At 64.7% G+C, this 20,082-nt stretch carries 19 protein-coding genes; 15 read left to right on the forward strand and 4 right to left on the reverse strand.

Annotated features, from left to right (window positions below; translation table 11 throughout):
* Positions 1-10 precede the first annotated feature (10 nt).
* Positions 11-1,051 (forward strand): ABC transporter substrate-binding protein, encoded by a 1,041-nt coding sequence (locus tag PHS32_RS09835; RefSeq protein WP_301078767.1) that lies wholly within the window; start codon positions 11-13, stop codon positions 1,049-1,051.
* Between the two features lie 17 nt (positions 1,052-1,068).
* Entirely contained in the window at positions 1,069-2,322 is a 1,254-nt protein-coding gene (locus PHS32_RS09840; RefSeq protein ID WP_301078768.1) for an alpha/beta hydrolase, read from the forward strand.
* 34 nt (positions 2,323-2,356) lie between these two features.
* Here PHS32_RS09840 and PHS32_RS09845 read toward each other — a convergent pair whose 3' ends face one another.
* From PHS32_RS09845 to PHS32_RS09860, 4 genes are read right to left on the reverse strand one after another with little or no spacing between them, the layout of a single operon-like run.
* Positions 2,357-2,998, reverse strand: a complete 642-nt coding sequence (locus PHS32_RS09845; protein WP_301078770.1) for a 2-dehydro-3-deoxy-6-phosphogalactonate aldolase — start codon at positions 2,996-2,998, stop codon at positions 2,357-2,359.
* 7 nt (positions 2,999-3,005) lie between these two features.
* The gene (locus tag PHS32_RS09850) at positions 3,006-3,932 is read right to left on the reverse strand and encodes a 2-dehydro-3-deoxygalactonokinase (RefSeq protein WP_301078771.1); all 927 of its coding nucleotides are present in this window, start codon (positions 3,930-3,932) and stop codon (positions 3,006-3,008) included.
* A 16-nt stretch (positions 3,933-3,948) separates the two neighbouring features.
* Positions 3,949-4,953 carry a D-erythronate dehydrogenase gene (gene denD, locus PHS32_RS09855; RefSeq protein WP_301078772.1) on the reverse strand — a complete coding sequence of 335 codons (1,005 nt, stop codon included), beginning with the start codon at positions 4,951-4,953 and terminating at the stop codon, positions 3,949-3,951.
* 16 nt (positions 4,954-4,969) lie between these two features.
* The gene (locus PHS32_RS09860; protein ID WP_301078773.1) at positions 4,970-6,712 is read right to left on the reverse strand and encodes an IlvD/Edd family dehydratase; all 1,743 of its coding nucleotides are present in this window, start codon (positions 6,710-6,712) and stop codon (positions 4,970-4,972) included.
* Between the two features lie 124 nt (positions 6,713-6,836).
* Here PHS32_RS09860 and PHS32_RS09865 point away from each other — a divergent pair, with 124 nt between their 5' ends.
* From PHS32_RS09865 to PHS32_RS09925, 13 genes are all read left to right on the forward strand, one after another.
* On the forward strand, positions 6,837-7,580 hold the full coding sequence (locus tag PHS32_RS09865) for a FadR/GntR family transcriptional regulator (protein ID WP_301078774.1): 744 nt from the start codon (positions 6,837-6,839) through the stop codon (positions 7,578-7,580).
* A gap of 25 nt (positions 7,581-7,605) precedes the next feature.
* Positions 7,606-8,151, forward strand: a complete 546-nt coding sequence (locus tag PHS32_RS09870; RefSeq protein WP_301078775.1) for a TRAP transporter small permease — start codon at positions 7,606-7,608, stop codon at positions 8,149-8,151.
* Entirely contained in the window at positions 8,148-9,446 is a 1,299-nt protein-coding gene (locus PHS32_RS09875; RefSeq protein ID WP_301078776.1) for a TRAP transporter large permease subunit, read from the forward strand. The genes PHS32_RS09870 and PHS32_RS09875 overlap by 4 nt, the downstream gene beginning before the upstream one ends.
* Positions 9,447-9,493: 47 nt before the next feature.
* The gene (locus PHS32_RS09880) at positions 9,494-10,501 is read left to right on the forward strand and encodes a TRAP transporter substrate-binding protein (RefSeq protein ID WP_301078777.1); all 1,008 of its coding nucleotides are present in this window, start codon (positions 9,494-9,496) and stop codon (positions 10,499-10,501) included.
* 86 nt (positions 10,502-10,587) lie between these two features.
* Complete coding sequence (locus PHS32_RS09885) at positions 10,588-11,526, forward strand: dihydrodipicolinate synthase family protein (protein WP_301078778.1); 939 nt, start codon at positions 10,588-10,590, stop codon at positions 11,524-11,526.
* 28 nt (positions 11,527-11,554) lie between these two features.
* Positions 11,555-12,754, forward strand: coding sequence for a mandelate racemase/muconate lactonizing enzyme family protein (locus tag PHS32_RS09890; protein ID WP_301078779.1), 1,200 nt, complete (start codon positions 11,555-11,557; stop codon positions 12,752-12,754).
* A gap of 301 nt (positions 12,755-13,055) precedes the next feature.
* Positions 13,056-14,081: an ABC transporter substrate-binding protein gene (locus tag PHS32_RS09895; RefSeq protein ID WP_301078780.1), complete on the forward strand. Its 1,026-nt coding sequence runs from the start codon at positions 13,056-13,058 to the stop codon at positions 14,079-14,081.
* 71 nt (positions 14,082-14,152) lie between these two features.
* Positions 14,153-15,634, forward strand: coding sequence for a sugar ABC transporter ATP-binding protein (locus PHS32_RS09900; protein ID WP_301078781.1), 1,482 nt, complete (start codon positions 14,153-14,155; stop codon positions 15,632-15,634).
* Entirely contained in the window at positions 15,631-16,644 is a 1,014-nt protein-coding gene (locus tag PHS32_RS09905; protein WP_301078782.1) for an ABC transporter permease, read from the forward strand. The genes PHS32_RS09900 and PHS32_RS09905 overlap by 4 nt, the downstream gene beginning before the upstream one ends.
* The gene (locus PHS32_RS09910) at positions 16,641-17,618 is read left to right on the forward strand and encodes an ABC transporter permease (RefSeq protein WP_301078783.1); all 978 of its coding nucleotides are present in this window, start codon (positions 16,641-16,643) and stop codon (positions 17,616-17,618) included. Before PHS32_RS09905 ends, PHS32_RS09910 begins: the two co-directional genes overlap by 4 nt.
* 26 nt (positions 17,619-17,644) lie before the next feature.
* Positions 17,645-18,568 carry an SMP-30/gluconolactonase/LRE family protein gene (locus PHS32_RS09915; protein WP_301078784.1) on the forward strand — a complete coding sequence of 308 codons (924 nt, stop codon included), beginning with the start codon at positions 17,645-17,647 and terminating at the stop codon, positions 18,566-18,568.
* 31 nt (positions 18,569-18,599) lie between these two features.
* On the forward strand, positions 18,600-19,514 hold the full coding sequence (locus PHS32_RS09920) for an NAD(P)-dependent oxidoreductase (RefSeq protein WP_301078785.1): 915 nt from the start codon (positions 18,600-18,602) through the stop codon (positions 19,512-19,514).
* A 17-nt stretch (positions 19,515-19,531) separates the two neighbouring features.
* Positions 19,532-20,047, forward strand: coding sequence for a gluconokinase (locus PHS32_RS09925; protein ID WP_301078786.1), 516 nt, complete (start codon positions 19,532-19,534; stop codon positions 20,045-20,047).
* Positions 20,048-20,082: the final 35 nt, after the last annotated feature.

The raw sequence follows: 20,082 nt of genomic DNA on the forward strand, positions 1-20,082 counted from the left end.
GATCCATCGTATGAACAACTTGAGCTTGAAACATGTCTCATGGGCCGCCCTGCTGATAGTCGCGGCGTTACCGCTGGCTCAAGTGCAGGCGCAGCCGGCCACGGTCAATGCCATCTGCAGCACCGACCAGCTCTGGTGCGAGCGGGCGGCGCAGGAATTTACCCGCGGCACTGGCATCAAGGTGCTGCAATCGCACAAGGCCACCGGCGAGGCGGCGGCCCAGTTGCGCGCCGAGGCGGCCAATCCCAAAACCGACATCTGGTGGGGCGGCACCGGCGACCCTTACCTGCAAGCTGCCGAACTGGGCTTGCTGGAACCCTACCGCCCCAGCTACCTGAACGACTTGCATGGCTGGAGCGTGCGCCAATACGCCATGACCCAGAACATGGTGGGCGGCTTTTACACCTCAGCCATCGGCTTCGGCTGGAACACCGAACTGCTGCGGAAAAAGAAGCTGCCGGAACCCAAATGCTGGTCCGACATGATCCGGCCCGAATACAAGGGCGACATCGAGATTTCCCACCCCGCCTCCAGCGGCACTGCCTACACCATCCTGGCCGGGCTGGTGCAGTTGATGGGGGAAGAGCCAGCCTTTGACTACATGAAGAAGCTGCACAAGAACATCAGCAACTACACCCGCAGCGGCCAGGCGCAGGCGCCCAACGTGGCCAAGGGCGAGGTCGCCATCGGCATCAGCTTCATCTTTGGTTTCGACGGCTGGCGGCACAACAAGTACCCGGTCAAAACGGTCGCGCCCTGCGAGGGCACCAGCTACGAAGTGGGCGGCATTGCAATGGTCAAGGGCCAGCGCAACAAGGACGCCGCCAGGCGCTATTACGACTGGTTGATGAGCCCGCAGGGGCAGGCCATAGGCGCCCAGGTCAACAGCTTGCAGGTGCCGGCCAACAAGACCTTCAAGCCCGATCCCAAAATTCCGCAGCTCGATTCGGTGCGCCTGATCAAGTACGACTTCGAAAAATACGGCAAGGCGGCCGAGCGCCGCCGTCTGCTGGAGCGCTGGACCAAAGAGGTCGAGTCGCTGCCGCGCTAGCAGCGGCGCCAGAGCGTATGGGTAAGCCGCCCGCCAGGAATCCGCTGCGCCATCTGCGACCGAGCGACCTCAGGGCTGTGGCGCAGTTGGCCACTCAGGCTACAGCGGGTGTGGCGCGCATGGCCGAGGGCGTGCACCAGTCGGTCTGGAACAGCCTGGGCGTGCCGGGTGGCAAGGCGCCGGGGCAGACCCGTGGCTTGACCGGCCTGGTTTACCAAAGCGTGCAGGGCGTCACGCAACTGGTGGGCCAGGGGCTGGACACCCTGTTTGCCGGGCTGCAACCTTTTTTCGAGCGGGTGGAGCAGGAGCCGCCCGGTACACCGGAGCGCGAAGCCGTGCTGGCTGCGCTCAACGGCGTACTGGGGGACCGGCTGCTGGCCGGCCGCAACCCGCTGGCCACCCCCATGACACTGCGCTACCAGGGCCAGGCGCTGAACTGGCAAGCGCTGCCGCCCCTGCCGGCGGCGACCGGCAAAGTGCTGCTGCTGATTCATGGTCTATGCATGAACGATCTGCAATGGCAGGGCCGGGCGCAGGACGGCGCCGTCGATCACGGCGCGGCGCTGGCCTCTGCACTGGGCTATACGCCGGTCTATTTGCGCTACAACTCGGGCTTGCACACCTCGCAAAACGCGCATGAACTGGCGCAGCAGCTGGAGCAACTGGTCGACCACTGGCCGACACCGGTAACCGAAATCACAGTGCTGGCACACAGCATGGGTGGCTTGCTGACGCGCGGCGCTTGCCACTATGCCAGGGAACAAGGTTTGCGCTGGCCCGGCTATTTGAAGAACATCGTGTTTCTGGGCACGCCGCACCATGGCGCGCCGCTGGAGCGCGCCGGCAACTGGATCGATGTCATCCTGGGCAGCACGCCTTACAGCCGGCCGTTCGCCAAGCTGGGCCAGTTGCGCAGCGCCGGCATCACCGACCTGCGTTATGGCCACCTGCTGGACCTCGATTGGCAAGGCCACGATCGCTTTCAGCGCCGACCCGACCAGCGGCAGGTTCTGCCCTTGCCCGAGGGCGTGGCCTGCTACGCCGTCGCCGCCACCCTGGCCGCCAAACGCAGCTTGCTGGCGGACCGCCTGCTGGGCGACGGCCTGGTTCCGCTGCCCAGCGCACTGGGCCAGCACATGGACCCGCGGCGCACGCTGGCCTTTGCCAAGTCGGCACAGTGGATTGCCTACCGCACCGGCCACATGGCCTTGCTCAGCAGCCCCGAGGTGACGCGCCAGTTGCTGCTGTGGCTGACGCCGGCGCCGGTCTGAATTCTTGCCGTCGGTTGCGGCGCTTGCGGTCTACTCAGGACGCCGGAGATGGAAGCTGGCAGGCGGCCATGAAGCGTTGGGCATTGGCCTGCACCTGACTGGCTTGCATGCCCGGCTGGTAGAGCGCCGAGCCGATGCCAAAACCGTTGGCCCCGGCGGCCAGGTAGCTGCCCATGTTGTCCGGCGTGATACCGCCTACCGGCAGCAGCCGCGCGCTTTTGGGCAGCACGGCGCGCAGCGCCCGCAGCACCGCCGGGCTGATCATCTCGGCCGGAAACAGTTTCAGTCCGCTGGCGCCCGCTTCCAGTGCCGCAAAGGCTTCGCTGGGCGTCATCACGCCGGGCAGGCACAACAAGCCCAGGCGGACCGCCTCGCGCACCACCGCCGGATTGAAATTGGGGGAGACGATCAACTGGCCGCCGGCGCCATGAACCTGGCGCACGTCTTCCGGCGTCAGCACGGTACCGGCGCCGACCAGCGCTTGCGGAAAATTGCTGGCCAGGGTCGCAATGCTGGTCAGCGGATCGGGCGAGTTGAGCGGCACCTCGATCAGGCGCCAGCCGCTGTTGTTCAGCGCGCTACCGATCGCCAGCGCGTCGTGCGCCGGCAGGCCGCGCAGGATGGCGACCAGGGGCACCTGACGCAGTGCGGCTTCAAATTTTTGCAGTGAGTTCATGATGTTTTCAATTGGGTCGGGCGAGTGTTTGCGCGATCGCCCAGAGACCGGTCCAGGTTGCCTTGGCACCCAGGCATTGCGCCGCCACGCCGCGCAGCGCCAAGGCTTTCTGGTAGCGTTGCGTCAAGGCTTCCGAGCCTATCACCACCACGCTGCTGCCCACCGCCATCGGCTGGGCGCGCAGTTCCTCGCCGATCACCAGGCCCGACAGATAGCTGGGCAGGGCCGTGGCCGGCAGCCGATCGAACAGCGACAGGGTGCGCGTGCTGAACGCTGTTTGCAGCAAGCTGTGGCCGCGCAGTGCCAGCGTCACGCCCTGTTCGAAAGCCGCGTCGTCGAATTCAGTATCGCCGGAGGGCAGGGTGCGCGACAAAATGGAGTGCTGGCGCAGCAGGGCGAAAAACTCGCCGGTCATGAAAGTCGAGAAGGATTGGATGCGGCCGGCGCGCACCTGCACCCATTTGCTGTGGGTACCCGGCAACACCAGCAGCGCATCCTGCAAGCCCAGCAGTTGCAGGGCGCCAAAAATCTGCGTTTCCTCGCCTCGCATGACGTCCGGAATGCGCTCCAGTCTCTTGACATTCGGAATGCCGTCCATTTCACAGCAAAGCCCCGGCACGATGGCGATGCGGCCCGGTTCCACCCAGGCCAGTTGGGCGGCGATTTCCGCGAATCCGGCCGGACAGGCGCAGTAAGGCGCCTCCAGCCAGCCCTGGCGGCTGCCGACCATGCCCGACATCAGGCACAGCGCATCGGGCGCCTGCATCCAGTCGCCAAAACAGGTTTCGAAAACGGCGGGGAATTCACCCGCCTGTACCGTCAGGATGCCGCGCGCAAAAGAGCGCTCTTCCAGCACTTGGCCCTGGACGTCGAGCCGGGCACCGCGCAGCGAAGTGGTGCCCCAGTCGAGCGCCAACATGGTGAAATCTGGCATGCCCCTTGGCACCCGTTCAGCGTTTCAGGCCTTTGAGGGCATCCGCCGGGTAGCTGGGTTGCCGGCAATCCTCGATGTACTGTTCGATGATGGCCTTGAAGGAGGCGTCCGGCCGCAGTCCCAACGCCAGCGCGCGCTGCGCCGTGGAACCGCGGGGCCAGTTGGCGACGATGCCGGCGATGCGCGCGTCGGGCTCGAAGCGGACCCGTTGCCGCACCTCGGGGCCGGCCACGTCCTCCAGCGCTTGCAGCATGTCAGCGACGCGCACATTGAGCCCCGGCAGATTCAGCGCCAGACGTCCGCCCATGGCTTCCCGGCTGGCTTCGAACACGGTCAGCAAGCCTTGCACGGTATTGCTTGGCGACGACACCGGATGCCTGACCTCCGGCGAGACCGGGCAGGTGGTTTCCACGCCGGCCAGCGGCTCGCGGATGATGCCGCTGAAGAAAGACGAGGCCGCGCCGTTGGGCTTGCCGGGGCGTACCGCGACGGTCATCAGGCGCGCCGAACGGCCGTCGATGAAACCCTTGCGCGTGTAGTCGGCAATCAGGTATTCGCACATCAGCTTGTGCGTGCCGTACGAGGTCTGCGGCGACGGCAAGGTGTTGTCGCCCACCAGATCCGGCAGCGGGTTGGCGGCGTCCGGCCCGAACACCGCCACCGAACTGGCAAACACCAGGCGCGGCACGTTGCCGGCTTTGCGCAAGCCCTCCAGCAGGGCCCGGGTGCTGTCCAGGTTGGAGCGCAGGCCTAGCTCGAAATCGAGTTCGCATTCGCCCGAGACCGCCGACGCCAGGTGGAAGACGGCGTCGAAGCCGCTGGCAAACAGTTCGGCTTGCTGCAACAGGGGGCCGGTGTAAACCTGCACCCGCGGGTCGGCGCCGAGGTCGGCCGGCGGCGGGAACAGGTCGGCGATGGCGAGTTGGGCGATCGGCCGGCCCATCAGTTGCCCTTGCTTGAGCAGTTGGCGCGCCAGACGCGCGCCGACAAAACCGGCGCCGCCGGTGACGAGTATTTTCATGACGGAATCCTTAGTGTCAGTGATTGTCGCGCGGAATGAAGGCTTCGCGCTGGCCGACCAGAAAGTCCAGGTCGGCCCCTTCATCGGCCTGCAGCACATGCTCGATGTAGAGCTTCCAGTAGCCCGAGGTCATGGGTGGCTTGGGCGCTTTCCAGTTGGCCAGGCGGCGCGCCAGTTCCTGGTCCGTCACGTGCAGCTGGATCTTGCGGTTGGGCACATCGAGTTCGATGATGTCGCCGTTTTGCACCACTGCCAGCGGGCCGCCGGCGGCCGCCTCGGGCGCCACGTGCAACACCACGGTGCCGTAAGCGGTGCCGCTCATGCGGCCGTCGCAGATGCGCACCATGTCGGTAATGCCTTTGCGCAGGATCTTGGGTGGCAGCGGCATGTTGCTCACCTCGGCCATGCCGGGGTAGCCCTTGGGGCCGCAGTTCTTCAGCACCATGACGCAGGTTTCGTCGATGTCCAGATTCTCGTCATCGATGCGCGCGTGGAAGTCCTCGATATTTTCGAACACCACGGCGCGGCCCTTGTGCGTAGTCAGTGCCGGCGTCGCGGCGCTGGGCTTGATGATGGCGCCGCGCGGCGCCAGATTGCCGCGCAAGACGGCGATGCCGGCCTTGTCCTTGAACGGCGCATTGAACGGCTTGATGACGCGCGGGTCGTAATTCTTGGCACCGGCAATGTTCTCTCCCACCGTCTTGCCGTTGGCCGTGACGATCTCGGTGTGCAGCAGGTGCGCAATTTCCTTCATCACCACCGGCAGGCCGCCGGCATCGCAGAAGTCTTCCATCAGGTGCTCGCCGGAGGGCTGCAGATTCACCAGGCAAGGCAAGTCGCTCGCCAGGCGGTCGAAATCCTCAATCTGGAGCTTGACGCCGAGCCGGGTCGCCATCGCGATCAGGTGAATCACGGCATTGGTCGAGCCGCCAATCGCGGCCAGCGTTTTGATGGCGTTCTCAAACGCTTCACGCGTCAGGACCTTGGAGAGTTTCTGGTCCTCGTGCACCATTTCCACGGCGCGCCGGCCGACCATGCGCGCCAGCACGTTGCGCCGGCCATCGACCGCCGGGTAAGCGGCATTGCCGGGCAGACCCAGGCCCAGCGCCTCCACCATGCAAGCCATGGTGCTGGCGGTGCCCATGGTCATGCAGTGGCCGTGGCTGCGGTGCATGCAACTCTCGGCCTCCAGGAACTCCTCCAGCTTGAGGGTGCCGGCGCGGACCTGCTCGCTCATGCTCCAGACCCCGGTGCCGGAGCCCAGTTCCTGGCCGCGCCATTTGCCGTTGAGCATCGGGCCGCCGCTCAGGCCGATGGTGGGCAGGTCGACGCTGGCCGCGCCCATCACCAGGGAGGGCGTGGTCTTGTCGCAGCCCATCAGCAGCACCACGCCGTCCATCGGATTGCCGCGAATGCTTTCTTCCACGTCCATGCTGGCCAGGTTGCGGTACAGCATGGCGGTCGGGCGCAGCAAGGTCTCGCCCAGCGACATGACCGGAAACTCCAGCGGAAAACCGCCGGCTTCGTAGACGCCGATCTTGACCTGCTCGGCCAGCGTGCGGAAGTGCGAGTTGCAGGGCGTGAATTCGCTGAAGGTATTGCAGATGCCGATCACCGGGCGGCCGTCGAACTGGTCGTCCGGCACGCCCTTGCCCTTGACCCAGCTGCGGTAGACAAAACCGTCGCGGTCCTGGCGGCCGAACCATTGTTGGCTGCGGAGTTCTTCCGGTTTCTTTGGGGGGCGGCTTGAGTTTGTCATACGGGAAAAGTAGGAATGGATGAACGTATTATCATCATACGATAACAGCTGTGCGTTGGTGAAAACCCTTACGGGGAAGCACATTTTATCGTCATATGATAGCAATTGAAAGCAGGTAACAGACATGATTAAGAACGTGCACGGCAATACCGTCGATCGTCTTGGAGAAGCCATCGTCGCCGGGCGTTACGCGGTCGGTGCGTCGATTCCGCCGGAGCCCCTGCTGGGCGCCGAGCTGGGGGTCAGCCGCACCGTGGTGCGCGAAGCCGTCAAGTCGCTGATCGCCAAGGGTCTGGTCACCACCGGTCCCAAGGTCGGCACCCGGGTGCTGTCGGAAGAGCACTGGAACTGGTTCGATCCGGACGTCATTGCCTGGCAGTCCAAAGCCGGCCTGACGCCTGAATTCCTGCGCGACCTGCAGGATCTGCGCCGCGTGGTGGAGCCGGCCGCGGTGCGGCTGGCGGCCCAGCGTGCCACCGCTGAGGATATTGCCGGCATCGAAGCCGCTCTGGAAGGCATGAAGCACGCCGTCAAGGAAGGCGGCGATTACGTGACGCACGACCTGCGCTTTCACCAGGGTCTGCTGCGCGCCTGCCGCAACCGCATGCTGATCCAGATGAGCAAGGCGCTGGCGGCCTTGCTGCGCACCAGCTTCGAGTTGTCCGCCAGCAAAAAAGGCGGGCCGGCCAGTTCCCTGGCACTGCACCGCGCGGTGCTCGATGCCGTGATCGCGCGCAACCCGGCCAAGGCCGAGAAGGCGATCCTGGTGCTGATCGACGGCGCGCATGAGGACATCGAGCAAATCCTGGCCTCGCGCCGCCGCCTGCCCCGGCTGAATAGCCCGGCTTCGGTGCTGAAAGCGGCCTGATGCGGCGAATATTCTGGAGTTGACGTTGCAAAAAATAATCAATCTGTTTTTCAAGCTGCTCGAATTTTTGGTGGTGGCGTGCATGGTCGCCATGGTCGTCATGGTGTTCGGCAATGTGGTGCTGCGCTACGGCTTCAACTCCGGCATCGACATCTCCGACGAGATGGCGCGCTACTTCTTCATCTGGCTGACCTACATCGGTGCCATGTTGGCGATGCGCGAGAAAGGGCACCTGGGCGTCGACACCCTGGTCATGCATCTGGGCATCGGGGGCAAGAAGCTGTGCCTGTTTCTGAGCGAGACGCTGATGCTGGCCTGCAACGTGCTGTTTTTCGTCGGCACCTGGCAGATGCATGCGCTGCAGGTCAGCAATGTCTCGCCGGTGGTGGGCATCTCGATGATCTGGATTTACGGCATCGGCTACGTCGTCGGCGTGGTCATGGGCCTGATGAACCTGAATGTGCTGTACCGCCTGCTGACCGGCCGGCTGCGCGAGGACGAGCTGGTCCAGGTGATTGAAACCGAAGGCCTGGCGGAAGTCGAAAAACAACTCAAGGAAGCCAAGGTATGACGGTTACAGTCTTCATCGTCAGCCTGCTGGCGGCCATGGCGGTGGGCATGCCGATCGCCTATGCCTTGCTGGTGTGCGGCGTCACGCTGATGGGTTTTCTGGCGGCCACCAGCGGCCTGGTGACCTTCGATGCCCAGATCCTGGCGCAGCGCTTTGTCGACGGTGCCGACAACTTCCCGCTGCTGGCGGTGCCGTTCTTCATGCTGGCCGGCGAGTTCATGAACGCCGGCGGCTTGAGTCGGCGCATCGTCAATCTGGCGATGGCCTGGGTCGGCCACTACCGGGGCGGCCTGGGTTACGTCACGGTGGTTGCCGCCGTCATCATGGCGTCGCTGTCGGGTTCGGCCGTGGCCGACACCGCGGCGCTGGCGGCACTGCTGATTCCCATGATGCGCAGCGCTGGCTACAACCTCAACCGCTCGGCCGGGCTGATCGCCTCCGGCGGCATCATCGCGCCGGTGATTCCGCCCTCCATCGGCATGATCATTTTCGGCGTCGCCGGCAACGTCTCCATCACCAAGCTGTTTCTGGCCGGCATTGTGCCGGGTGTCTTGATGGGCGCCGCCGTCGGTCTGACCTGGTGGTGGCTGGCGAAGAAGGAAAAAGTGCTGCCGGCGACCAAAGTGGCGTTGCCGCTGCGCCTCAAAATCACCGCCGAAGGCGCCCTGGCGCTGGCCTTGCCGGTGCTCATCATCGGCGGCATGAAATTCGGCGTCTTCACACCCACCGAAGCGGCCGTGGTGGCGGCGGTCTACAGTTTTGTGGTCGGCATGTTCATCTACCGCGAACTCAAGTGGTCGGCGCTGTACCAGCTGGTGCTTACGGCCGGCAAGACGACGGCGGTGGTGATGTTTCTGGTGGCGGCGGCCATGGTCAGCGCCTGGCTCATCACGGTGGCCAATATTCCGACCGAGGTGGCGGCCATGCTGGAGCCCTTCATGGGCAACAAGATGCTGCTGATGTTCGTCATGATGGTGCTGATCGTGGTGGTCGGCACGGCCCTCGATTTCACGCCCACGGTGCTGATCCTGACGCCGGTGCTGATGCCGGTGGTGCTGAAAGCCGGCATCGATCCGGTCTACTTCGGCGTCCTGTTCATCATGAACAACGCCATCGGTCTGATCACGCCGCCGGTGGGCACCGTGCTCAATGTCGTCTGCGGTGTGGCCAAAATCACCATGGACGACGCCTTCAAGGGCGTGCTGCCGTTCCTGCTGGCGCAACTGGCGGTACTTTTCCTGCTGGTTCTCTTTCCCCAGATCGTCACCGTGCCGCTGCACTGGTGGATGCACTGACAGCCATTTTTCAACCCGGTCTTCATACTTAATTAAAGGAAACAACCATGTTCAAACGCAGAACCATTGCCTCGCTCGTTGCCGCCGGCGCCTTGCTGCTGGCCAGTTCGTCCTTCGCCCAGTTTGCCGAGCGCACCATCAAGTTCACCAACGGCGTGGCCGAGGACCACCCGGTCGGGCTGGGCGTGAAGCGGATGCAGGAAGTGCTGAACGCCAAAACCGGCGGCAAGATCAAGATCAATGCCTTCTGGAACAACGCCGCCGGCGGCGACTTGCAAGCGACCCAGGCGCTGCGCGCCGGCACCCAGGAGATGGTCTGCACCTCCAGCTCGCCGCTGGTGGGCATCATCAAGGAACTGGGCGTGTTCGACCTGCCGTTCCTGTTTGCCAATGAAAAAGAAGCCGATGCCGTGCTGGACGGCGCGGCCGGCGTCTACTTCAACAAGAAGCTGGAAGAAGCCGGCCTGATCAATCTGGCCTACTGGGAAAACGGTTTTCGCAACCTGACCAACAACAAGCGCGCGGTGGCCAAGGCGGAGGATTTCGAGGGCATCAAGGTGCGCGTCATGCAGAACAAGATCTTCCTCGATACCTTCAAGACGCTGGGCACCAATGCCGTGCCGATGAACTTCGGCGAGGTCTTCACGGCGCTGGAAACCCGGACCATCGACGGCCAGGAAAATCCCTTCGTCACGATCGAGACGTCCAAGTTCAACGAGGTGCAGAAGTACCTGTCGGTGACGCGCCATGCCTACACACCGTTTCTGATTCTCTACAGCAAAAAGCTGTGGGACCAGCTCAATGCGCAAGAGCAGGCCGTGCTGCGCGAAGCCGCCATGGAAGGCCAGAAAACGCAGCGCGCCGCCATCCGCGCGCAGTCCGACAAATCGCTGGCCAGCCTGAAAGCCAAGGGCATGCAGGTCAACGAGGTGAGTCCGGCCGAGCAGCGCCGCATGTTTGAAAAAGTCAAACCGGTGTATGACAAGAACGTGCCGACGATTGGCGCGGAAGCCGTCAACATGGTGTTTGACGCCCTGAAAAAAGCCCGCGGCTGATTCCAGGCTGGCGACAAGGCCGCAAAGACTGTTCTTTGCGGCCTTTTTCAATGATCACCCTCTTCTTGAATCCCGACAGGATCGACATGAACCCTTCAGCCAACCTCGGAGCGGCCCGTTTCAAGGGTGTTTTTCCGGTGGTGCCCACCCCTTTCCGCGAAGACGGCGAACTCGATCTGGCGAGCCAGAAGCGCTGCGTCGATTTCATGATCGACGCCGGCTCCAACGGCTTGTGCATCCTGGCCAATTTCTCCGAGCAGTTCGCCCTGTCGGACGCCGAGCGGGAGGTCTTGACCGACACCATCCTGGGCCACGTGGCCGGTCGCGTGCCGGTGATTGTGACTACCACGCATTTCAGCTCAAGCATCTGCGCGCAGCGCAGCCGCCGCGCCCAGGACGCCGGTGCCGCGATGGTGATGCTGATGCCGCCCTACCACGGCGCCACCTTGCGCGCCACCGAGGAAAAGACGTTCGAGTTCTTCCAGAGCGTCGGCGCCGCCATCGACATTCCGATCATGGTGCAGGACGCCCCGGTCAGCGGCACCACCTTGTCGGCGGCCTTGCTGGCGCGCATGGCGAAAGAAATCGAGCAAGTGGCCTACTTCAAGATCGAGGTGCCCGGTGCCGCCTCGAAGCTGCGCGAACTGATCCGCCTGGGCGGCGCCGCGATCGAAGGCCCGTGGGACGGCGAGGAAGCCATTACCTTGCTGGCCGACCTGGACGCCGGCGCCACCGGCGCCATGACCGGTGGCGCCTACCCGGACGGCATCCGCGGCATTGTCGATGCCTATGCGGCGGGGCAACGTGAAGAGGCGGTGGCGGCGTACGCGCGCTGGCTGCCCCTGATCAATTTCGAGAACCGCCAGTGCGGTCCGCTGGCCTGCAAGACCTTGATGAAAGAAGGCGGCGTGATCGCCTGCGAAGCGCCGCGCCATCCGGTGGCGCCGCTGCACCCGGCGACGCGCGCCGGCTTGATCGAAACCGCGCGCCGGCTCGATCCCATGGTCTTGCGCTGGGGCCGGTAGAACACTTCTTTCCTCGGGAAGGCATGCCATGAAGATCACGCAACTCGAAACCATTCGTCTGGGCGAATTTCCCAACATCATCTGGGTCCGCCTGCATACCGATGAAGGGCTGGTGGGACTGGGCGAAACCTTCATGGGGGCGCAGGCGGTGGAGGCCTACCTGCATGAATGGGCGGCGCCCAAGTTGCTGGGCCGCGACCCGCTGGCGATTGAGGCGCGCAACCGGGAACTGATGGGCTATCTGGGCTGGCGCGGCTCCGGTGTCGAGACGCGCGGCAACTCGGCCGTCGACATTGCGCTGTGGGACCTGTTCGGCAAGGCCGCCAACATGCCTGTGCATACCGCGCTGGGCGGCAAGAGCCGCGACGCCATCCGCGTCTACAACACCTGCGCCGGCTACCGCTATGTGCGCAACACGGCCAACCAGAGCAGCGCCAACTGGGGCCTGGGCCAGCATGCCGGGCCGTACGAAGACCTGGAAGGCTTTCTGCAACGCGCCGATGAAGTGGCCCAGTCGCTGTTGAGCGAGGGCATCACGGCCATGAAGATCTGGCCGTTCGACCCGGCGGCCGAGAAGAGCGACGGCCAGTACATCAGCAACGCCGATCTCGATAGCGCGCTGGAGCCATTTCGCAAAATTCGCAAGGCGGTGGGCGACCAGATGGACATCATGGTCGAGTTCCACAGCCTGTGGCGCTTGCCGATGGCGCAAAAAATCGCCCGCGCGCTGCAGCCGTTCAACACCTTCTGGCACGAGGACGCGATCCGCATGGACAGCCTCGATCTGCTCAAGCAGTACGCGCGGGACTGCCAGGCCCTGGTCTGCGCCAGTGAGACGCTGAGCTACAAATGGGGTTTCAAGGACTACCTGCAAACGGGCGTCGCCGGCGTTGCCATGCTGGACCTGAGTTGGTGCGGCGGCTTGACCGAGGCGCGCAAGATCGCCGCCATGGCCGACGCCTGGCAGTTGCCGGTGGCGCCGCACGACTGCACCGGACCAGTGGTGTGGGCCGCCTCCACCCATCTGTCGCTGCACGCGCCCAATGCGCTGATCCAGGAGAGCGTGCGCGCCTTCTACAGCGGCTGGTACCGGGAACTGGTGACCGAGCTGCCGCGCGTGCAAGACGGCATGATCAGCCTGAACGACCAGCCCGGTCTGGGGCTGGAACTGCTGCCCGATCTGCACTTGCGCGCTGACGCCGTGGTCCGGGTGGCGCTGCCGGAGTAAGCCTTTTCGGCCGCCGTGGCCGGGCCGCGGAGCGCCAACTCAGGGTTTCTACCGGTATCCAGTTGGCAATGGCCATTGGTATGATGATATTTCAATACGATGTAAGCCGACCGGTGCTTTGCCTTCGACGGAAGTCAGTCGTGCCAGCCGGCCTTTCAGGTGTTGACATGCGTTTGCCTGGCTGCGCCGTTCTGCCGACGTGGTACCTCTGACGACCGGCATGAGCCGTGGCTTGTCGGACGGGCATTTTTTTTAGCAAACACCTGAGACCGGGTCCGCCGGTTCAGGAGAAGGAACTTAAATGAAAAATCGTCGATTCACGCTCCGCACCCTGGCACTCGGTTGTTTGCTGGCGGTTGCGACCCAACTGCCGGCCACGGCGGCCGATACCGCCAGCAAGAAGATTGCGCTGTCGAATAACTTTGCCGGCAATTCCTGGCGCCAGACCATGCTCAAGAGCTGGGACAAGATCACCAAGGAAGCGGTGGCCAAGAAGGTCGTGGCACAAGCCCCCAGCTTCACCACCGCCGAGAACCAGGCGACCGAGCAGGCGGCACAGATTCAGAACATGATTCTGCAGGGCTTTGATGCCATCGTCGTCAATGCGGCCTCGCCGACGGCGCTCAATGGCGCCGTCAAGAAAGCCTGCGATGCGGGCATCGTGGTGGTGTCGTTCGACGGCATCGTGACCGAACCCTGCGCCTACCGCATCGCGGTCGATTTCAAGCAGTTGGGGGCGATGCAGATCGACTACTTTGCCAGCCGCGGCCTGAAGGGCAACCTGCTGGAAGTGCGGGGCCTGGCGGGCGTCTTCGTGGATGACGAAATTCACCAGGGCATTGTCGACGGCGTGAAGAAACACCCGCAATACAAGATCGTCGGATCGGCCCCAGGCAACTGGACCCAGACGGTGGCGCAGAAGGAAGTCTCGGCCATTCTCTCGACCCTGCCGGCCGTGACGGCGGTGGCGACCCAGGGCGGTGACGGCTATGGCGTGGCCCAGGCCTTCAAGGCGGCAGGGCGGCCGACCCCGGTCATCTTCCTCGGCAATCGCCATGACGAACTGACCTGGTGGAAAGAGCAGCGCGACGCCAACAAATACCAGACCATGTCGGCCAGCATTGCACCGGGCGCTTCGACCTTTGCCTTCTGGGTGGCACAGCAGATCCTGGCCGGCGCCAAGGTGCCCAAGGACATGAAGCTGCCGCTGAGCGTGGTGACGCAGCAGACGCTGGATGCCTCGCTCAAGAACACCGAACCCGGTGGCGTGGTGAACGTCGAGTACTCGCAAAAGGAAGTGATGGATTTCCTGGCCAAGCTGAAATAGTGCGCGACTGAGCCGGCCCGGCCCTCAAGTGAAGGCCGGGCCGGTTTGGTTTGATCGACCGGAAACACAGGGTGACAAATTTGACTTCTGAAACAGTGTTCGAAGTGCGGCAGGCGGCCAAGGCGTTTGCCGCGGTGCAGGCTTTGCGCGGCGTCGACCTCCAGATCAGGCGCGGCGAATGCATAGGACTGGTGGGACACAACGGTGCCGGCAAATCGACCCTGATGAATGTGCTCTCAGGCACCCTGAAACCCGATCGCGGGGAACTGCTGTTGGCCGGTCGAGCGCCGCAGTCCGAATGGGACGTGCGCGCCGCCCAGGGCCTGGGCGTGCGTTCGGTCTACCAGGAACTGTCTCTGTGCGCCAATCTCTCGCTGGCCGAGAACATGCGCATCGCCCAGCCGCAGTTCAAGGGCTGGAACTGGCGCCAAAAGACCGGCGCCCAATTGACGGCAACGCTGGACCGCATCTTTCCGGGCCATGGCTTGCGCGCCGACCAGGTGGTGGGCGAGCTGCCCATCGGCAAGCGCCAGATGGTCGAGATTGCCCGTGCTTTCACGCCGGGACTGCTGCCGCTGGAACTGATGATTCTGGACGAGCCGACCTCGTCGCTGGACAGCCAGGCGGCAGCCCAGCTGCTGGCCTACATCCGCGAATTCGTGGCGCAGGGAAAAAGCTGCATCCTGATCTCCCACAAGCTGCGCGAAATTTTCACCGTGACCGATCGCATCGTGGTGATGCGCGACGGTCAGGTGGTGGAGTCGGTGGCCACCGGCCAAACCAGCCGCGACCGGGTGGTTGCCGCCATGGGCCAGGACGAGCAATCTGGCGGCGTTGCCGCCAAGGCCACCGGCAACGCCGGGCCAGCAACGGCGCAGCGGGTGGTGCAGGTGGCCGCAAGCGGCCCGGCGCCGGTCGGGATGACGGCGGCGGCCGGTGAAATCATCGGCCTGGCCGGCCTGGCCGGCCATGGGCAGACTGCGCTGCTGCTGCGTTTGCAGGCGGCCTCCGGCGGCCGGGCCGAGCCCGGTGTCTCGGTGGCCGCTGCCACCTCGTTTGTCGCCGGCGACCGCCAGACCGACGGTGTCTTTGCCTTGTGGTCGATCGCGCGCAACATGAGCGTCGGCTGGTTGCCGCAATTGCGCCGCCACCGGCTGATCGATCTGAAGCAGGAGCGCGCGCAGGCCCAGCACTGGCGCTCGCGCCTGGGTCTGGTGACGCCGGACCTGGAGCTGCCGATTCTCTCGCTCTCCGGCGGCAATCAGCAAAAAGTGCTGTTCGCCCGGGCACTGGGGTCCAGCGCGCCCATCATCCTGATGGACGACCCGATGCGCGGCGTCGACGTCGGCACCAAGCACGATGTCTATGCCTTGATTGCCGAGGAGGCCAGCCAGGGGCGCACCTTCATCTGGTACACCACCGAGTTCGATGAGCTGTTTCATTGCGACCGGGTTTATGTTTTCAACATGGGCGCCGTGGTCGGTGAGCTGACACGGGCTGAGCTGAGCGAAGAGCGGGTGCTGAACATGTCTTTCCAGGAGACTGCCGCATGAGCGCCGCGCCGGGCCGTTCCCAAGCAAGCTCGCACCGCAGTGCGCAGCACGAAGGTACTCCAGTGAGCCCCCTGTTTGCGAAGCGCGGCGTGCAACTGCTGCATGGCTTCTTGCCGGTGCTGGCCTTGGGCTTGTTGCTGGCGGCGGTATTCTGGCGCCAGCCGCGCGCCATGTCGTACTTCGGCCTGAATCTGCTGCTGGACCTGGCCATCCCCCTGATGTTTGCGACGCTGGCGCAGATGATGATTCTGGCGGTCAGCGATCTGGACCTGTCGATCGGCCCGTTCGTCTCGCTGGTGGCCAGCATAGGCGCCACCTTGTTGCCGACGCGGCCGGCCGTGGCCGTGCTGGCGCTGCTGGCCGCGATAGCGGCTTATGCGTTGGCCGGCGCGGTGATCGAGTCGCGCCGCCTGCCCTCCATCGTCGTCACCCTGGGCCTGTCTTTTGTCTGGCTGGGCTGCGCCGTGCTGCTGCTGCCGACGCCCGGCGGCCTGGCGCCGGACTGGCTGAGCAGCGCCATGGCGTACCGCACGCCGTGGCTACCGATGCCGATCTGGATGGCGGTGCTGGCCGCCGTAGTGGGCCACTTGCTGATCACGCGCAGCGCCTTCGGCACCTTGGTGCGCGGCCTGGGCGGCAATCCGGCGGCGGTGGCGCGGGTCGGCTGGTCGCTGGTGCGGTTGCGCGCCGGCGTCTACGCCCTGGCCGGCCTGTTCGGCGTCATTTCCGGCTTGATGCTGGTGGGGCAAACCACCTCCGCCGATCCCAACATTGCCGCCCGCTACACGCTGGTCTCGATTGCCGCCGTGATCCTGGGTGGCGGGAAATTCGTCGGCGGCTATGTCTCGCCGGTGGGCGCCGTGATCGGTGCCTTGACCATGACACTGGCGGCCTCTTTTCTGACCTTCCTGGACATCGCGCCGGACTGGCAGGTCGGCATGCAGGGACTGATTCTGATCCTGGTGCTGGGCCTGCGCACGGCGATCGACCGGCTGGAGCAATTCGCATGAACGCTGTTTCCAATTCCATGTCCAGGCTGGCCAGCTGGCGGCGCTGGGGCGCCGGCCGGCCCTGGCTCGGTTCCTGTGTTGCCGCCGTGCTGGCCTGGGCCGCCACCGTGTTCTCGGGTCAGGGCCATGGCTCCGGCGACCTGCTGACGGCGGCCCTGACTTTTTCCGCCTTCACGGTGCTGGTGTCGCTGGGCCAGATGCTGGTCATCAGCGTCGGCCCCGGCAACGCCGACCTCTCCATCCCGTCCTCCATCGCCTTGTCGGGCGCGGTGGCGATGATCGTGATGGACGGCAACAACGCCATGCTGCTGCCCGGTCTGCTGGCGGCCGTGCTGGTGGGCGTGGCGGTGGGCGTCTTCAACTTCGGCCTGATCCGTGTGCTGAATATTCCGCCAATCATCGCCACCCTGGCCGGCTCGCTGATTGTGATGTCGGTGGCGATCTCGATCGGCCGCGGGCTGAAGATCAAGCCGCCGCCCCTGTTTTCCGATCTCATGGCGCTGCGGCTGCTGGGCCTGCCGCTGCTGGCCTTGCTGGCGCTGCTGGTCACCGTTGGCATCGCAGTCATGCTACGGCGCAGCGTGCTGGGCCGCTCCATCGAGGCGGTGGGGCAGAACGAGCGTGCCGCTGGCTTGGCCGGTCTGCGGGTGCAGGTCACCCGCTTCTGGGCTTACGTCATTTGCGCCGGCCTGGCCGGCCTGACCGGCGCCCTGATCTCCGGCTTTGCCGGCGGCAATTCGCTGGACCAGGGGCAGGAATACCTGCTGCTGACGATCGCCGTGGTGGTGATAGGCGGCACCGTGGTGAGCGGCGGCGCGCCCTGCGTGCCTGGCATCTGGGGCGCCGCCATGTTCATGTTTTTGCTGGTGGCCATGCTCAACGCCGCGGGGGCCGGGCCGGGTCTGCGCATGTTGCTGACCGGACTCATCATCATCGCCGTGATCGTGGCCGCCAGTTCACCCGCCAAACGCTGAAGTTTTTATCGGAAGGAAGCACCAGCATGAGTTCATTTGGAATCCTGGAGGGCACCGGCTTCGAGGTGATCGAGCCGGCATTTAGGTCTTGTCTGGAACATTCGGAGCGCGTCCAGCGCCTCTGGACCGGTGGCCGCTGGTGCGAGGGGCCGGCCTGGTTTGCCGCGCACGGCACGCTGGTCTGGTCCGACATCCCGAACGACCGCATGCTGCGCCTGGACGAGCGCAACGCCAGCGTCGGCATGTTTCGGCAACCGGCGCAAAACGCCAACGGCAACACGGTGGACCGTGACGGGCGGTTGGTCACCTGCGAGCACTTGACGCGGCGCGTGCTGCGCACCGAACACGACGGCACGCAGACCGTGCTGGCAGATCGCTGGCAGGGCCGGCGCCTGAATTCGCCCAACGATGTGGTGGTGCGCTCGGACGGTTCAATCTGGTTCACCGACCCCGACTACGGCATTCTTTCGGCCAACGAAGGCGCGCTGGCCGAGAGCGAAATCGGCGCCTGCCACGTCTACCGGGTCGATCCCGCCAGCGGTGCGGTGGAGCGGGTGGCGGACGACTTCGTCAAGCCCAACGGCCTGGCTTTTTCGCCCGATGAATCGATTCTCTACATTGCCGATACCGGCGCCAGCCACGACCCCGACGGACCGCGCCATATCCGCGCCTTCAAGGTCAGCCCGGATGGGCGTCGCCTGACGTCCTCGCGTCTGTTTGCGGTGTGCACTAACGGTTTGTTCGACGGCTTTCGCGTCGATCAGCAGGGGCGGCTGTGGTGCAGCGCCGCCGATGGCGTGCACGCCTACGCCGCCGACGGCACTCTGCTGGGCAAAATCCTGCTGCCCGAGACGGTTGCCAACGTCTGCTTCGGCGGGCCTAAGCGCAACCGCTTGTTCATCTGCGCCACCAGTTCCCTGTACGCGGTTTACCTCAACACAATCGGCTAAACAGCACAGACTGACTCAAGGGAAATAGCGTATGGCACAACCAAGAATCGGCTTTATCGGCATCGGCATGATGGGCCATGGCATGGCCAAAAATCTGCTGGCCAAGGGCTATGCCTTGAGCTTCAAGGTCAACCGCAATCGCGACAATCTGGCCGATCTGATTGCCGCCGGCGCGCAGGAGGCCCACACCAATGCGGCCTGCGCGCAGGCCTCGGACATCGTCTTCATCTGCGTCACCGGCTCGCCGCAGGTGGAGCAGATCGTCTATGGCCAGGACGGCTTGCTGGGCTGCGGGCGCGCCGGCCTGATGGTGGTCGACACTTCCACCGCCGAGCCCGCTTCCAGCGCTCGGATTCGCAGCGATCTGGCCGCCCGGGGCATCACGCTGATCGATGCGCCGCTGACGCGCACGCCCAAGGAGGCGGAAGAGGGCCGGCTCAACACCATGGTGGGCGCCACGCCGCAGGACTTCAAAACCCTGGAGCCGGTGCTCAAGGCATTTTGCGAAAACATTTTCCATGTCGGCCCACCGGGGCACGGGCACGTGCTCAAGCTGGTCAACAACATGATGGCCATGAGCTTCGCAGCCTCCATTGCCGAGGCCTTTGCCGTGGCGGCCAAAAGCGGTATCGACCTGAACCGGCTCTACGACGTGGTTTCTGCCGGCGGCGTGAACAGCGGCATTTTCCAGATGATGACGGCGCAAACCCTCAAGACCGGCGACCTGACCGGGTTCAAGTTCGCCATCGCCAATGCCCAGAAAGACCTGCGCTACTACACGCACCTGGCCGAAACGTTGCCGGTCGCCAGCCTGATGGGCGAGGCCGCGCACCAAAGCCTGATCCAGGCCGTCAATGCCGGCTACGGCGACAGGCTGATCGCCTCGCTGTTCGAGGCGCAGGAAAAACTCAATAACGTCAAGATCGTGCCGCGTTGCGCGTCCTGACTGGGCCTTCGTCCTGCATGAATAGGGGTCCGGTTATTTTTGTCGTCATGGGCGTCAGCGCCAGCGGCAAAAGCACCGTGGGGGCACAACTGGCGGCGACTCTGGGACTGGAATTTCTGGAAGGCGACAGCTTGCATTCGGCCGCCAATGTGGCCCGCATGGCCGCCGGCGTGGCTTTGACCGATGCCGACCGCCTGGGCTGGTTGCAGGCGTTGGCGCGGCGCATCGCGGCGGCGCGGGCCGCCGGGCTGGGCCTGGTGCTGTCGTGCTCGGCGCTCAAGCGCGCTTACCGCGACATCCTGCGCCAGGCTGCGCCCGACCTGCACCTGGTGCACCTGCAAGGCGGGCGGCAACTTCTGGCGCAGCGCATGGCGGCGCGCACCGGCCATTACATGCCGCTGTCCTTGCTGGAGAGCCAGTTGGCGACCCTGGAAACGCCGGATGCACAGGAGAAGGCACAGACTTTTGACGTGCGCAGCCACCCCGAGCAGATCGTGGCCGCCGTGATCGCCGGCCTCAAGCTGGCGAAGTGACACCCACTTTGCGGGGCCGCATCGCGCGCAATCTG

This window comes from Rhodoferax sp. (genome assembly GCF_028714215.1).
In the GTDB taxonomy this organism is placed as follows: domain Bacteria; phylum Pseudomonadota; class Gammaproteobacteria; order Burkholderiales; family Burkholderiaceae_C; genus Rhodoferax.

Excerpts from the sequence above, each read along its gene's own strand:
- PHS32_RS09835 (WP_301078767.1), top strand. The coding sequence starts at position 11 with ATGAACAACTTGAGCTTGAAACATGTCTCATGGGCCGCCCTGCTGATA.
- PHS32_RS09840 (WP_301078768.1), top strand. The coding sequence starts at position 1,069 with ATGGGTAAGCCGCCCGCCAGGAATCCGCTGCGCCATCTGCGACCGAGC.
- PHS32_RS09845 (WP_301078770.1), bottom strand. The coding sequence starts at position 2,998 with ATGAACTCACTGCAAAAATTTGAAGCCGCACTGCGTCAGGTGCCCCTG.
- PHS32_RS09850 (WP_301078771.1), bottom strand. The coding sequence starts at position 3,932 with ATGCCAGATTTCACCATGTTGGCGCTCGACTGGGGCACCACTTCGCTG.
- denD (WP_301078772.1), bottom strand. The coding sequence starts at position 4,953 with ATGAAAATACTCGTCACCGGCGGCGCCGGTTTTGTCGGCGCGCGTCTG.
- PHS32_RS09860 (WP_301078773.1), bottom strand. The coding sequence starts at position 6,712 with ATGACAAACTCAAGCCGCCCCCCAAAGAAACCGGAAGAACTCCGCAGC.
- PHS32_RS09865 (WP_301078774.1), top strand. The coding sequence starts at position 6,837 with ATGATTAAGAACGTGCACGGCAATACCGTCGATCGTCTTGGAGAAGCC.
- PHS32_RS09875 (WP_301078776.1), top strand. The coding sequence starts at position 8,148 with ATGACGGTTACAGTCTTCATCGTCAGCCTGCTGGCGGCCATGGCGGTG.
- PHS32_RS09880 (WP_301078777.1), top strand. The coding sequence starts at position 9,494 with ATGTTCAAACGCAGAACCATTGCCTCGCTCGTTGCCGCCGGCGCCTTG.
- PHS32_RS09885 (WP_301078778.1), top strand. The coding sequence starts at position 10,588 with ATGAACCCTTCAGCCAACCTCGGAGCGGCCCGTTTCAAGGGTGTTTTT.
- PHS32_RS09890 (WP_301078779.1), top strand. The coding sequence starts at position 11,555 with ATGAAGATCACGCAACTCGAAACCATTCGTCTGGGCGAATTTCCCAAC.
- PHS32_RS09895 (WP_301078780.1), top strand. The coding sequence starts at position 13,056 with ATGAAAAATCGTCGATTCACGCTCCGCACCCTGGCACTCGGTTGTTTG.
- PHS32_RS09905 (WP_301078782.1), top strand. The coding sequence starts at position 15,631 with ATGAGCGCCGCGCCGGGCCGTTCCCAAGCAAGCTCGCACCGCAGTGCG.
- PHS32_RS09910 (WP_301078783.1), top strand. The coding sequence starts at position 16,641 with ATGAACGCTGTTTCCAATTCCATGTCCAGGCTGGCCAGCTGGCGGCGC.
- PHS32_RS09915 (WP_301078784.1), top strand. The coding sequence starts at position 17,645 with ATGAGTTCATTTGGAATCCTGGAGGGCACCGGCTTCGAGGTGATCGAG.
- PHS32_RS09920 (WP_301078785.1), top strand. The coding sequence starts at position 18,600 with ATGGCACAACCAAGAATCGGCTTTATCGGCATCGGCATGATGGGCCAT.
- PHS32_RS09925 (WP_301078786.1), top strand. The coding sequence starts at position 19,532 with ATGAATAGGGGTCCGGTTATTTTTGTCGTCATGGGCGTCAGCGCCAGC.